The 13,022-nt window shown below is 47.5% G+C and carries 14 protein-coding genes; 4 read left to right on the forward strand and 10 right to left on the reverse strand.

Going from position 1 to position 13,022, the window contains the following annotated elements:
* Positions 1-61: 61 nt before the first annotated feature.
* Both IJ22_RS09510 and IJ22_RS09515 read right to left on the reverse strand, forming a co-directional pair.
* Entirely contained in the window at positions 62-919 is an 858-nt protein-coding gene (locus IJ22_RS09510; RefSeq protein ID WP_062408638.1) for a transporter substrate-binding domain-containing protein, read from the reverse strand.
* 200 nt (positions 920-1,119) lie between these two features.
* Positions 1,120-1,581: a protein-tyrosine phosphatase family protein gene (locus tag IJ22_RS09515; RefSeq protein ID WP_062408639.1), complete on the reverse strand. Its 462-nt coding sequence runs from the start codon at positions 1,579-1,581 to the stop codon at positions 1,120-1,122.
* 238 nt (positions 1,582-1,819) lie between these two features.
* On the opposite strand from IJ22_RS09515, the gene IJ22_RS26325 reads away from it, so the two are divergent.
* On the forward strand, positions 1,820-1,984 hold the full coding sequence (locus IJ22_RS26325) for a YheC/YheD family protein (protein WP_160327368.1): 165 nt from the start codon (positions 1,820-1,822) through the stop codon (positions 1,982-1,984).
* A 19-nt stretch (positions 1,985-2,003) separates the two neighbouring features.
* On the opposite strand, the gene IJ22_RS09525 is transcribed toward IJ22_RS26325, so the two are convergent.
* The 3 genes from IJ22_RS09525 to IJ22_RS09535 form a co-directional block, all read right to left on the reverse strand.
* Positions 2,004-2,834: an alpha/beta hydrolase family protein gene (locus IJ22_RS09525; RefSeq protein WP_062408641.1), complete on the reverse strand. Its 831-nt coding sequence runs from the start codon at positions 2,832-2,834 to the stop codon at positions 2,004-2,006.
* A 156-nt stretch (positions 2,835-2,990) separates the two neighbouring features.
* Positions 2,991-3,446 (reverse strand): Fur family transcriptional regulator, encoded by a 456-nt coding sequence (locus tag IJ22_RS09530; RefSeq protein WP_054818399.1) that lies wholly within the window; start codon positions 3,444-3,446, stop codon positions 2,991-2,993.
* A 66-nt stretch (positions 3,447-3,512) separates the two neighbouring features.
* Positions 3,513-4,517, reverse strand: a complete 1,005-nt coding sequence (locus IJ22_RS09535) for a CobW family GTP-binding protein (protein ID WP_062408642.1) — start codon at positions 4,515-4,517, stop codon at positions 3,513-3,515.
* Between the two features lie 214 nt (positions 4,518-4,731).
* Here IJ22_RS09535 and IJ22_RS09540 point away from each other — a divergent pair, with 214 nt between their 5' ends.
* Positions 4,732-6,117: a hypothetical protein gene (locus IJ22_RS09540; RefSeq protein ID WP_062408643.1), complete on the forward strand. Its 1,386-nt coding sequence runs from the start codon at positions 4,732-4,734 to the stop codon at positions 6,115-6,117.
* A 115-nt stretch (positions 6,118-6,232) separates the two neighbouring features.
* Positions 6,233-6,868: a PAQR family membrane homeostasis protein TrhA gene (gene trhA, locus IJ22_RS09545; protein ID WP_054818397.1), complete on the forward strand. Its 636-nt coding sequence runs from the start codon at positions 6,233-6,235 to the stop codon at positions 6,866-6,868.
* A gap of 61 nt (positions 6,869-6,929) precedes the next feature.
* Here the strand turns inward: trhA and IJ22_RS09550 are convergent, their stop codons facing one another.
* The 4 genes from IJ22_RS09550 to IJ22_RS26330 form a co-directional block, all read right to left on the reverse strand.
* Positions 6,930-7,340, reverse strand: a complete 411-nt coding sequence (locus IJ22_RS09550; RefSeq protein WP_062408644.1) for a DUF4395 domain-containing protein — start codon at positions 7,338-7,340, stop codon at positions 6,930-6,932.
* A 37-nt stretch (positions 7,341-7,377) separates the two neighbouring features.
* Entirely contained in the window at positions 7,378-9,528 is a 2,151-nt protein-coding gene (locus IJ22_RS09555) for a DNA topoisomerase III (protein ID WP_062408645.1), read from the reverse strand.
* Between the two features lie 82 nt (positions 9,529-9,610).
* Positions 9,611-10,213 carry a YkoP family protein gene (locus IJ22_RS09560; RefSeq protein ID WP_062408646.1) on the reverse strand — a complete coding sequence of 201 codons (603 nt, stop codon included), beginning with the start codon at positions 10,211-10,213 and terminating at the stop codon, positions 9,611-9,613.
* 220 nt (positions 10,214-10,433) lie between these two features.
* Complete coding sequence (locus IJ22_RS26330; protein WP_160327369.1) at positions 10,434-10,610, reverse strand: endonuclease/exonuclease/phosphatase family protein; 177 nt, start codon at positions 10,608-10,610, stop codon at positions 10,434-10,436.
* Between the two features lie 125 nt (positions 10,611-10,735).
* On the opposite strand from IJ22_RS26330, the gene IJ22_RS09565 reads away from it, so the two are divergent.
* A complete protein-coding gene (locus IJ22_RS09565; protein WP_062408647.1) occupies positions 10,736-11,848 on the forward strand; it encodes an MGDG synthase family glycosyltransferase in 1,113 nt (370 codons plus the stop codon).
* A gap of 160 nt (positions 11,849-12,008) precedes the next feature.
* Here the strand turns inward: IJ22_RS09565 and IJ22_RS09570 are convergent, their stop codons facing one another.
* Positions 12,009-12,866: a metallophosphoesterase gene (locus IJ22_RS09570; protein WP_062408648.1), complete on the reverse strand. Its 858-nt coding sequence runs from the start codon at positions 12,864-12,866 to the stop codon at positions 12,009-12,011.
* Positions 12,867-13,022 lie beyond the last annotated feature (156 nt).

The raw sequence follows: 13,022 nt of genomic DNA on the forward strand, positions 1-13,022 counted from the left end.
AACCCGCCGGAAAACGCTCCGCTCAGGTTTTTGTCCGATCATTTTCATAGACCAGGCCGAATTACTGTGCTTCCACCAGCTCATTCGCTTCGGCAACCATCTTATCAATCGATTTATCCTGAATCAGCCTGTCCAACGTTTGGTTCATCGCTTCCACAAGGTCGGATCTGCCCTTCTTGACGGCAATCGCAGAACCGCTGTCCTCAGAAGCCAGCTTGATATCCGAGATGACCAAATCCTTGTTCTTCGTCAGGTAAGCTTCAGCAACAGGCAGTTCCACTACAAGAGCATCAATTTTTTTGTTTTTCAATTCCATCATCAGGTCGGAAATTTTGCCAAGAGGCTTCACTTCAGAGCCTGGCATCTGTTCTTTCACGATCTTTTCCTGAGTCGCGCCTTTCTGGGCCCCCACTTTCATCCCCTTCAAGGATTCAATCGTATTGAATCGATCTTTATCCTCTGCACGAACGACAACCTTTTGGACAGCCGTATAATATATTTTGGTAAAATCAACAGCATTCATGCGCTCAGGAGACGGCGTCATCCCCGAAATCACAAAATCCACATTACCGGCTTGCAGCGCTGCCAGCAGTCCTTCGAATTTCATGTCTCTGATCTCCAGCTCAACTCCCAGATCCTTCGCAATCTCTTTGGCTATTTCGATGTCAAAGCCGACAATCTCATCTTTTTTGTTAATCTCTTTATGAAATTCGTAAGGAGGATAATCGGCGCTGGTACCGACCACGATTTTGCCGGCTTGCTTAATTTTCTCCAACGTTGATTGTGTTTGCTGCGCGGTTTGGGATGAATGGTCTCCTCCGCCTGATTGTTCCGTCGTCGCAGCAGGCTTTGTCCCGCAGGCAGTGATGATCAGCAGCAAGCTCATCAGCATAAGTGCAATCGCCTTATATTTTGACATTGGTCAATTCTCCTTTCTCATTAACTTCAACATTATATAATAGAGATTCCAGTTTTACAACATATCGAATGTTGATAATAGGATGTATTATTATGGAATATACCATAATCAATTGGAATACTATGGGATTTTATTCCTGTTCAAAATATAGAAAAAGCGGTATTCCCCATTTTCGGGAAATACCGCTTCTGATTTTCGTTTTATTCGGTTTTCGCATCATCCAGTTGAAAGATCTCAGCCACCGATTTCTTCAGCTTCTCATGAACCACGACTTCCGGACGGATGGCTTGAATCCGCGCCTCGGCATCATCCACCGAGTCGCTGAGTCCGAGGGCAAGAAGGGTGCCGATGGCTACGCTTCCGGCTCTGCTGCGTCCCGCCGCACAGTGAAACGCCACTTTTTTCCCCGCCTCGGCTTCCTTTACGATCGTTTCAACGGCTTGTTTAAGAAACTTTTCCTGTCCCTCTTCTTTATCCACCAACGGGATATGGATTCTTACTACGCCTTCCTTATCCAGCTGCGCGTCAGGCGATTCTGCCCTCAGGTCGACAATGACCTCGCATTTTTCCTCTTCTATGAACGACTGCACATCCTGCTCTCCGCCGATGAATATTTTGTTATCCACCAAGGCCTGGTACGATTTTTTCGATTTTTCCGCCACAACCGCCACTCCCCTCACCTGATTTACTATGACTAAGTTTATCAAAGCATGCACAAATACACAATTTTTTTAACTACAGCACACATACACAGGAGGTGGTCGCTATGTATTCGTACAAAAAAAAGTATAAAAGCAAGACGATCAAGGGAAAGCTCCGTGTGTGCCATGATTTGAGAGCCAATAAGGAGCTGAAGCCTCTGGTTCCCCAGACCTTGCCCTTGTCACCGAAGAACCTGGAATGCAGGAAGCGGGAATTGATTTTGCCTATGACTCCAAACAGCGCTTATGGGTGCTGGAGGTGAATTCAAACCACCCCCAATTTCATCCTTTAAAAAAACTCGATCCCGCAGCTTATCGCCGGATGGTCGCTTATGCCAGAAGCTACGGCAGACGCGACGATTAGGATGCTTGCATCGGATAAATCAAATCTCCCAATCGTTCCATTCGTTCTTGCGTTTATCGATCTGGAGCAGCCAATCCCGTGTTTTATGAATGACTTGCTCCTTCGCCTGACCGCCGCTGAAGGTATGATCCGCCTGAAAAATAACTTCTTTATCGCATTGTCCCTGACTGCGGAGCCAGAACAGCTTTTGGTATAAGAAGCAGTAATCGACCGGAATTACTTCGTCTGCAGTACCGTGGACAAGGAACACATCGCCGCTGAATTTACGCAGTTGCTCGAACGGTTGATGCTTGGCCAGCGATTCGAAGAATATAGGCTTCAGCGAGTAACCGAGGTAATCGGTTGAACCGTGCTTTACCGCTTCTTCGTATGCCTTTTTGCCGGTTATGCCTACAATGTCATTAAAAGGATAAGCAACGGGAGCCCAAAGAACAAGCGTTTTGACCCTTTTGTCCCGGGCAGCGGTCAGTATGGCGACGGCTCCACCCAGGCTATGCCCCAGAAGAATCACCTTTTGAGGATCTACGCAATCGATATCGAGCGCATAGTCAAGGACGGAGCGCGTTTGATCGATCATCGCATCGAGCCCGCCACTTCCATAATCGCCTGTGCTTTCACCGCAGCCCCCGTAGTCGAATCGGAGCACCATATATCCGTTTCGCGCATATTCCCTGGCCGCAAGCACGAATAACCGGTCTACTCCAATCCTGCTTCCGACAAAACCGTGAGCGATAATAATGATAGGGTACTTCTCATTTATAGAATTGCCGTTCCTATTCCCCGATACCGGGTAGTGAAGCGTGGCCGCGAGCTCCTGTTCCCCGCTTTGTATCGTAATATGATGTTCCATGATGACTTCCGCTCCTTTTACAAATCTCCTAAAATATATTATTCCGATGTTTTTAGTGTGTTTTATCGCTATAATAGCACCCTGCCCGATATACTGTCAAACGAAAAAAACTCTGCCTTTGCGGACAGAGAAGTTTTCATGCTATTTGAGTAAAAGTTATTGCTGCTTCGCATTCACAGGTGTGCAGTCGCCGCAGTATCCCAATATTTCAAACCGGTGATTGAGCACTTGAAAATCAGTCGGTACGCCATCCATCTGCTTCATTGGACAAAATTCAAAGGGAATCGTCCTCTCGCAGCTGATGCATATGAGATGATGATGGTGATGCGACTCGCATCTGGCGCGGAACTTCAATCCGTCGTTCAAATAAATTTGCTCCAGCACTCCCATCTCGGTTAACAGCCGGAGGTTGCGGTACACCGTATCAAAGCTCACTCCAGGATACTGCTGTCTCATATACTCATAGACATCCTTGGGAGCCAAATAACCTCTCGATTCGGCAAACAGACCGGCAAGACTTTTCCGCTGGTCGGTAATGCGCCAGCCCTTTGCCGACATTGCCTTTAAGATTTCTTCAATTGTCGTTTCCGTGTCATGCTCATGAATGGCCATAGCTACCTCTCCGTTTTGCGCCTGGATACTATTAATAATGCCTGAATACGCGCCGTGAGTCAAGATTCATCGGTTTTCGAGCGCGGTTAACTGCTCTGCCAGAGCGGTTTTGTCGAAATGCTCGCCAATGAACACGGCAACGTTCGGAACGTTTTCTTTTGGCGCGATTTTGATAAAATCCATCTCGCGGTACGCATATTGAAACAGGAATGGACTGGCCGTATCGGTAAACCATAGAACCCCTTTGCCCCGATAAATGTTGCGCGGCAGCCGGCCGACAAGCTCCTCAAAGCGTTCGCTGTCAATCGGCCGGGTAAAATAATGGGTATATACCATGACATGGTCGTGGCTGTGATGGTGAGGCGGAGACCCTTCATGCCCGCAGACGGTGTCATGACGGTCATGGCCGTGATCTTCTTCACACCGGCAGGCCTGGGTCTCTTTATACCGATCCTTCACTCCGCCGTCCGGATGATCCAGCACAGTTAGATCCATCTCGCAGCGTACGGTCGGGATGATCGGAGCCACAGGGTTCAGCTCTCTAATGACGGCTTCCAGGCGCAAAAGCTCGGAAGGAGGAATGAGATCCGTTTTGTTCAAAATAACCCTTGTTGCGCAGCGAATTTGGTCGGCCATCAGCCGGTAGGTCCTTCCAGCCGGATTGATCGATCGTTCTGCAAGCTGGGCGGCGTCAACCACCGTAATCACCGATTGGAGCGCAACCTCCGTCAGCATGGAGGCATCCGTAATTCCGTCGAGCATTTCCATCGGGTTGGCCGCTCCGGTACTCTCCACGAATACGACATCCGGCTTATGGTCCTGAATCAACTGTTTAAGCTCCATTCCCAAATCCCCGCGAATTGTACAGCAGATACAACCGCCAAGCATCTCCGTCATAGGCACTTCCTCATCGACCATCATGCCGTCCAGATTGACATCCCCGAGCTCGTTCATCAGCACCGCCGGCTTTTTGCCGTTGAGCTTGAAGTAATCCAATGCCCGGGTAAGCAGCGTCGTCTTGCCGCTTCCAAGAAATCCGGTCAATATATGCACAGAAACAGGCTGCTTCATTATTCTTCACTCTGCCTTCGTTCTTGGTTTCGTTTCAAGGGTACATTGTACTCCCGCTGTCTTATACTGTCAATTTTACAACCTTAGTTTGGTTGTCCCGCCCATTCCGACCCGCTTCGTTTATCCCTCCTTTTTTATTCTAAATTGGAAACCGTACGCATAGAAGCGTACAATATAAGAAAAAAGGCGAGCGGAGAAAGAGGTGCAGTGAGGCATGCTTATCCGTACATATGATCCCCGAAAAAAATCTCAACCCCCCTCTGCCATCCATCAGTTGCAGCCTAGCATCCAAATTGATCCAACATTTGCTTATTATCTGGACAGATCCGAGGATAGCGTCGCGGCAGAGCTGGAGCTGGCCGGATTCCGGGCCGTACGTTATTTTGTAACAAACGAAACCCAGGTCAATGGACGCCTTATTGCCGCTTTGCGCAATCGGGGCCTGGAGGTGTGGGCCATGGTGCTTGGCAACGGAGCCTATGGAACCGGACACCTGCCCCCGGGTTGGAAGGATTGGCAGATGACGCTGCTGAAAAAAATAGATGACGGATTCCACCGGTTCTCCCTGTTCAGCCACCAGTATTTAGCTTGGAAAAAAAACGCCGTTTCCCGTCTCATCAGCCGGCATCCTTTCACCGGCTTCGAGGTGGCGGAACCCTATTTTCCGGAATGGAACGGTCTGGACAGCGGGGTTTACGGGGATGTCGGTCCTTTGGCCAGAGCCGCGTTCAAGAGGTTCAGCGGAGCTGAAATGCCTGACTTTCGTTACCCGGGCTCCCCCGCCTATTATAAAACCGACCGTGCCCGTTACCTGCTGTGGATGGAGTTTCGTGTACAGGCGGTCAACGGCTTCCTGAACGAGCTCATCAACGGCGCAGGCGGGGTGCGGGAAACCAATCCCGGGATACGGATAGCGACATGGTCCCTTGCTGTAAATGCGGGGGACGATTCCGTTCCAGCCCTTAGAGAATACCAGGGCATTGACGCCGCCGCTATGATCCGCACAGTGCGTCCGGACGTGCATATCCTTCAAACCCATTGGCCCGATTGGATGCGCGAACGGCTGAAGCCCGACTATATAAAGCATTACAAACCGTTTATTGACCATATCCGGGCTTCTCATGCTTCCATCCCGATCGGTGTGCAAACCGATATCGGTTCGCTTCGCCGGATGCGGCGCAGCCGTGCCTGGATGGAACGTTTTGCGGCGGCCGCCGGAGCTCACGGGTATCAATTCTGGACCGCATACGAATACAGTATCGGGCTTCCGATGTATGAGGACAAACCTCAGCCGGTTCGCGCCCATCGTCCCGAGCAAAGCCTCGTCGTGCTGGAATTCAACAAACGCGTGGACGTACGGACGGCCTCCTGCGGCCAGCATTACCGTTATGTGAGCCATGGAAGCGAACCGGCAATCCCCGTGCGCGTGAACCAAGTCGACGGGCATCGGGTCGTTCTTTCTTCAGAGCAGTTCCCTGTCGAATCGTTTGAACTGCATATCACCGGGATCCGGGATACCCCCGAGCTATGGCTGCTCAAGAATGAGGCGGGCAATCAAACGCCGCAAGGGTGCCGGATCAAGATTCCCCGCTGCATTTGATCATTGGTCATTTGTTCCGTTTGGAGTTACAATGAAATCAACGTCTCCTGCTTTGGCTAGACCGGCCTTGAACGAATCGGCGGAGACCCTATGTTCCGATGGGAGTGAAATGATAATGATCATCGATCCTTGGAAAGAAGAACGCGCCAACGCGGTAACCCACGGAATCGGAGCCGTCCTCAGCGTGGCGGCCCTTGTCCTGCTGCTGATCCATTCTTTACGCAATGGCAGCGTATGGCACATCGTCAGCTTTACCGTTTTCGGCGTTTCGCTGATTTTGCTTTACGTCTCCTCTACTTTGCTGCACAGCGCCCGCCAAGAGCGGTGGATCGACATCTTCTCGATCATGGACCACGCCGCCATATTCGTGCTGATTGCCGGCACGTATACCCCATTCCTGCTCGTGACGCTGCGTGGTCCGCTGGGTTGGAGCTTATTCGGGATCGTTTGGGGATTAGCACTCGCCGGGATTATTTTCAAGCTGTTTTTTGTCAAACGCTTCATTCTGCTCTCCACTCTATTTTATATCGCGATGGGCTGGCTTGTGATGTTCGCGTTTGGTCCGCTGCAAGAAGAGCTTGCTCAGGCGGGAATAGTTTGGCTCGTTGCAGGGGGCTTGCTGTATACGCTGGGTACCATCTTTTATTTATGGAGAAAAATCCGCTATCATCATGCGATCTGGCATATATTCGTACTGGCCGGCAGCATCTGTCATTTCGTTACCGTTTATTTCTATGTTCTGCCCGAATAACAACAAACAGACCGGGAGGCCCGATCAGGCACTCTCCGGTCTGTTTGCATATCACTTCACTTTATCTGTTGCGGAGCTGCTTGAATTGGAAATATAAAAAACAGCCGACACAGAACCCGCAGATCGCGACAAATGCCGCCGCGGCTACCATTCCCGCAAAAAGATAGCCTACCCAACTGCCGGGCATCAGCCAGAAAGAAACCACAGACAAGGTCAATAATATCACGGCAATCGAATTGTTGAACCGCTGCAGCTCTGCGGCTTCCGTCTGAGCTCCGGCAATACGGCCGTGCAGCAGCGGCGCCGCCAGCTGTACAATCAGGTTTGCGCGTACGCCCTGCCATAAGCCGATCACTTGTATCGCCCATAACGCAGCGATTAGAAAGGGCTGTTGAAATATAATGGCGAGAACAACAAGTAAAACAATCCCCGTTTGATTCGCACGAACATAAGGAATAGGAATTTCTTTCATCTTGACCGATCCACCTTTCGTCTAACTGATTATGGAGTCACTTCAATTCAAAAGACACTTTCTGCTGCTCTTTGTTCCAAACCAGCGCTGCCTCGAACATTCGATCTCCTTTTTTAAATCCTTTCAGCGAAGCCGTTTTCCCCGTCTTCAAAAATCTCTTGATTTGAGTTTCAGAAATGGTTTTGCCGAGCACCTTCTTGGAAAAGGAAAAATTACACTGGGGATAGGCCGAGCAGCCAAACAAACTTTTCTTGTCCACAACAGGCTTCTGGCATTTAGGGCACGGACCCAGGCCTTCGGAATCGGCTTCCGTATGTTTTAACGGTTTGCCTTCTTCTAATTGCTGAGCCGTAAAGGTCCAGGTTCTCGCGTTTTCCAGAGCGTCTTGCACGATCTTTTGAGATAATTTTCTGACCTGCTCCATGAACGATTGGGGCGAAGCTTTGCCCTGTCCTATATCGTGGAGACGCTGCTCCCATTTCGCCGTCATTTCTGCTGAAGCGAGTATACTGTCACCAAGGGCCTCAACCAGCATCATACCTTTGTTTGTGGCATAAACCAAGTTTTTTTTAACTTCAATGTAGTTTCGTTCCTTCAGCACGGATATAATGCCTGCCCGGGTGGCTTCCGTCCCCAGACCTTCCGTTCGTTCAAGTACCTTTTCGAGCTCCGAATCTTCGAGATGCTTGCCTGCCGTTTTCATTAAAGTAATTAATTGACCTTCAGTATATCGTTTAGGCGCTTGTGTTTTACCCTCTTTCACCATCAGTTCTTCTACTGCTCCGGTATCCCCTTCGACCAGCGGAGGCAGGACTTCAAGTTCAGATTCTTCCCCCGAGTCATGTTCATACAGCACCGTTCGCCACCCTTCTTGAACAATTTGCCTCCCCTTCGTCAAGAACGTTTCCTGCCCGCCGACTAAAGTAGTTAGACGGGAATAATCGATAATCGCCTTATCATAATGGGCCGCGATGAGTCGTTTAACAATTAATTCATACAAGTTGCGCTCATCGTCCTTTAATCGGCTGGGCTGCGGAATGACCTCAGTAGGAATAATAGCATAGTGATCGCTGACCTTGGCGGCATTTACAAAGCGCTTATGATTGGCAATCGATTGTACAGGAAGCGGAAAATAGCTTTTGAACGAATCCAGCCGGCTTAGCCTGGCAAGTATATCAGGAAACTGCTTGGCCTCTTCCGGCGTTACATAGGCGGAATCCGACCGTGGATACGATATAAATCCATCCAAATACAACTGCTGCAATGCGTTTAAAGTTTTCTGAGGGGAATACTTGTATATTTGATTAGCCGCAGCCTGCAGAGATGACAAATTAAAGAACTGCGGCGGCTGAAATTCTTTTCGTTCTTTCACGAGATCAACGACACGGGCCTCTTTGCCCTTACAAAACTGTCTGACCAATTCCGCTTCTTCTTTAGTTGTAAACCTCGACTGCTCGCCTTTGAACCACGTTCCGTCATAACGTGCATCTTTCGTAACAAACTTGGCTTTCAGTTCCCAGAACGGTTCAGGCTTAAAGTTTCGAATTTCCTTCTCGCGCGCAACGATAAGAGCAAGTGTAGGGCTTTGTACGCGCCCGGTGGAGAAAACCTCCCTGATGCCCCTCCGCTGAAACAGTAACGAGTATACCCTCGATCCGTTCATTCCGACAAGCCAATCCGCACAAGAGCGGCTTAGCGCTTCGTAGTATAACGGCCGGGTGGCTTCTTCACTCTTTAAGTTCATAAACCCCTGCTCTACCGCCTTCGGGGTCAATGAAGAGATCCACAGCCGTTTCATCGGCTTCTTGACGCCGCTTAATTGAACCGCAATACGGACAATATATTCCCCTTCCCTGCCGGCGTCCCCGGCATGAACGATTTCTTTAACATCCGGTCGAAGAAGCAGGCTTTTGATCACTTGAAATTGTTTGGCTTTGGAAGGAGCTACCCGATGCTTGAACTTCTCGGGGATGATCGGCAAAGAAGAGATGCTCCATCTTTTAAGGCCGGGATCATATGCTTCAGGAGGAACCAACTCACAGACATGACCGACAGCCCAAGTTACAAGCGCACCTTCGGGAAAAAACGGATTCGGGAATATTTCGATAAAGCCCTGCTGTTTTTTATGTTTAAAGGGTGAGGCCAGTTTGGCCCCTTGATCCGGTTTTTCGGCGATGATTAATTTCAATGAAGTTACAGCTCCTTGTATCGAACGTACAACTTATTATATCAAGAAAATTGAAAATTTGACTAACAAATAAAATAAATCATCAAGAACGGTTTATGTTGGATTTGAGCTCGCCGCTAGGCGTAAACAACACAAGTTTTTGTAATAGCGTATCCTTGGACATAAACAAGTAAGTGGGGACATGCTTTTTCATGTTTTTAAACGGATTCGTCACCGATAACAGATAGATCGGCATCAAACTAATCCATTTTAACCATTTGTACCCTGTGCTGGATATGGGAAATGCTTCAAAATTCAATTTATCGTATCCCCGATTTAACATGGTAATCCCGATCAGCCCTTTGATATCATGGCATTTCGGATGGCTTCTAACATACAAGGCAAGGTCGGGCAGCGATCTTTCAATGCTCCGGTAAAGAAATCTTGCTTTTTGCAGTTCATTCCTCAAGGCCAGCATGTTCTTTAACAGAACAACATTATGTAAATGAATTTTCAGCAAGAGATCGCCCTTTTGAATCGTCGTTCCGTCGGCCAAAGATACCGGTCTGCCTTTGTACAACGTAAGTCGCACTCGAAACGCGCTGCTTTTCCGGTCGCCCCCGCCAATATATCTTAACCGGGTACAGGCATAATAGATGGGATCAAGAATATCCCAAACGGTCAGGGCTATTGACTTTAACCTCATGTCCTTATCCCCTTTGGAATGTTTTAATGGATATGGTTATTTTGTCTTGTGAAAAGGAATTTCATTGGTGGAAAAAATCAGTTTCTGCTTATACATGCTGCTCCGGATTAAGAAAACCTCTCACAAGGCCATTCATGAATGAGCGATCGCAGTGGTTACACATCTAAAATCAAACCCGCTCTTATTTGTACGTCGGCTTCCAATAAAACACGGGCTTCCCTTAATCCGGAACAAACGTTTCCAAGCTTATGCTGTTATTAGGATATAATGGGAAATCTCGATAAAGATCGGCCTCACTTTCTTCAATGATTCCGGCAATTCGATTCAGGTTTACCTTCCCGTCTATTCCTTGTCCATGAGGTATGTTGAAAGTCATCACCTTCATCTTCATCTCCATCTGTCGGTCTCCTCGCGAACATCATACAACCATGTATGTCAAAGGCCATGATGTAGTATCCTATTTACCGTATTATCCCCAGTTTGTATTTCGCATATTGCCGTTACTGATGGAGGAAATGAAGGATGAAAAAAATATTGGTTATGCCCTTTCTTTCGATATCTACCGGCCATCACCAGGTTGCAGAAGCTTTAATAGATCATATTCACGGAGTAATGCCTTCTGTCCAATGCAAAAAAGTGGATATTCTTCAATACAGCTATGGGAGGATGGAATCTGCCGTATCACAAATTTACATAAAATGGATTCATTCGTTCCCGAATTTCTACAACTGGATATACAGAATGTCGGTATACCAACCGACGCGGCAACCGCAGCGTTACCGTATCTACGAGTGGCTTTTTCAGTATTTTGTTGAAAAGCTGGTTCGCGAGGAACAGCCTCATATGATCATTTGTACCCATGCTTTACCTTCTTATATTCTCAATCGTCTAAAGACCCGTCGTATAATCTCCGTACCGGTTATTAATGTATATACCGATTTTTTTATCAATAATCTGTGGGGATGCGGCAATATCGATTACCATTTCGTTCCCAACAAGGACCTAAAACAGTCGCTCGTGCAAAAAGGTGTCCCTGAGGAACGGATTTTTGTTACCGGTATACCGATTCACCCGAAAATTACTGAGAATCAAGAAAAATCGGTGTTCTCTTCCCAAATGACCGTATTAATTTCCGGCGGCAGCCTTGGTGCTGGCGTCATTCCTTCCCTTGTTCGTCAAATTGGAAAAAAGGGAAATATCCACTATAAAGTATTATGCGGTAAAAATAAGCATTTGCACGAATATCTGATAAATTTAAAGCATCCCCGTATTACTCCCTTACCCTATATCACATCAAGAGAAGAGATGGATGAATTGTACAATCAAATCGATGGCATCATTACCAAGCCGGGCGGAGTAACGGTCAGTGAATGCCTTTATAAAAGAATACCTATTTTTGTTTACCATGCGCTGCCTGGACAAGAAAAAATCAATCTGCAAAGCTTAAAGCAGCAAGGGCTTATTGTCCAGGCCGACCATTGGAAGCACGAGGCGAGTATGGAAGAACAATTGGGAAGTATATTAAGCTCCCGGGAACAATGTGATGGATTGCGCCGAAATGCAGATCATTATTACGATACAATTACGAATAGAAATATCTCGTTGTTATTGCAAAGCATATGCCAACTTCATTAGGGCATACAGCTAATTTCGAACTGGAACGGTATAATGTGCCCCTCACTCCGCCGCGCAAATGATGGCTGTCATGGGAATGGACGACCTGCGCAATCTTGTTCCATGTCGGGTAAATGATATGATACTCGCACAGGGACTAAAAAAGTACAAACTCCGGTCGCTATACTGCTGTCGGAGTTTGTACTTTTTCAATAGCCTGTAGAGATAGGTGATGAAATGTGATTTCCGGCCTGCTGCCAACCCGGATATTTAACCCTGTTTGCCCCAATCCTTCACTGATATAAAACGCTTTGCCCCGATAACGCTGCAAGCCTTTTACCATATTCATGCGAACCAGACGTCCCATCTTAATCAAATGGTAAGGCTTCGGCCACCAAATCTGGCCTCCATGAAAATGACCGGCCAGCAAATAATCAAAGTTATATTTCTCCATTATTAATACAATATTAGGGTCGTGCGTCAAAACCAACCGAAACCCCTGATTTACCTTCCGAAAGGACTGATCTAAATTACTTCTCTCCGTGCTGAAGTCGTCGATTCCGATAATGTGGACAGGTCTGCCGTCTACGTACAAAAGATCATTTTCATTTTGTAAAACTTGACACCCGTTATCCTCCAACACCTTCCGCAGCTTATCGAAATCATGATGCTTCAACACGTAATCATGATTGCCGAAAACAGCATAAATTCCATATTTCGGCTTCATTTTGTGCAAAACCTTTAAATATTCGGACAGCTTCGGAATACTTTTTACTTTGTCCAAATAATCCCCGGTCAATGCAATCAAATCCGGCTGGTCTCCGGATAATAGATCCGATAACCGGTCAGGCGATACCGAAATGTTCTCCATGTGCAAGTCCGAAAGATGCAGTACTTTCAAAATTTCATTACGAGAGACGTTCTTGTTTTCCGGCAACCGGATATGAGTCAGCTCTACCTGTTTCGTATTTTTATGTGCTTTATATAATAAACAGATGATCACTGCTATGATCAAAACCAACAAGATATACCATTCCATTTCGAAACCCCCTTTTCTATATCTAACAGTATAGAAAATGATCCGGACAATGTCATCGGTAATTAATGGCCGGTATTTTTGTCCCGGTATGACAGAGATGCGGGCCTGGTACGATAACAAAAAAAGCCTTCCCCTTCCAGGGGAGGCAAGTGAGAA

Origin of the sequence: Paenibacillus naphthalenovorans (genome assembly GCF_001465255.1) — a bacterium.
GTDB lineage: Bacteria > Bacillota > Bacilli > Paenibacillales > NBRC-103111 > Paenibacillus_G > Paenibacillus_G naphthalenovorans.

What these genes read in the sequence shown, in the direction of transcription:
- IJ22_RS09550 (WP_062408644.1), bottom strand. Translation starts at nt 7,340, where the DNA reads ATGAAAGAAATTCCTATTCCTTATGTTCGTGCGAATCAAACGGGGATT.
- IJ22_RS09510 (WP_062408638.1), bottom strand. Translation starts at nt 919, where the DNA reads ATGTCAAAATATAAGGCGATTGCACTTATGCTGATGAGCTTGCTGCTG.
- IJ22_RS09560 (WP_062408646.1), bottom strand. Translation starts at nt 10,213, where the DNA reads ATGAGGTTAAAGTCAATAGCCCTGACCGTTTGGGATATTCTTGATCCC.
- IJ22_RS26325 (WP_160327368.1), top strand. Translation starts at nt 1,820, where the DNA reads ATGCAGGAAGCGGGAATTGATTTTGCCTATGACTCCAAACAGCGCTTA.
- IJ22_RS09570 (WP_062408648.1), bottom strand. Translation starts at nt 12,866, where the DNA reads ATGGAATGGTATATCTTGTTGGTTTTGATCATAGCAGTGATCATCTGT.
- IJ22_RS26330 (WP_160327369.1), bottom strand. Translation starts at nt 10,610, where the DNA reads ATGGAGATGAAGATGAAGGTGATGACTTTCAACATACCTCATGGACAA.
- IJ22_RS09530 (WP_054818399.1), bottom strand. Translation starts at nt 3,446, where the DNA reads ATGGCCATTCATGAGCATGACACGGAAACGACAATTGAAGAAATCTTA.
- IJ22_RS09525 (WP_062408641.1), bottom strand. Translation starts at nt 2,834, where the DNA reads ATGGAACATCATATTACGATACAAAGCGGGGAACAGGAGCTCGCGGCC.
- IJ22_RS09565 (WP_062408647.1), top strand. Translation starts at nt 10,736, where the DNA reads ATGAAAAAAATATTGGTTATGCCCTTTCTTTCGATATCTACCGGCCAT.
- IJ22_RS09535 (WP_062408642.1), bottom strand. Translation starts at nt 4,517, where the DNA reads ATGAAGCAGCCTGTTTCTGTGCATATATTGACCGGATTTCTTGGAAGC.
- IJ22_RS09540 (WP_062408643.1), top strand. Translation starts at nt 4,732, where the DNA reads ATGCTTATCCGTACATATGATCCCCGAAAAAAATCTCAACCCCCCTCT.
- trhA (WP_054818397.1), top strand. Translation starts at nt 6,233, where the DNA reads ATGATCATCGATCCTTGGAAAGAAGAACGCGCCAACGCGGTAACCCAC.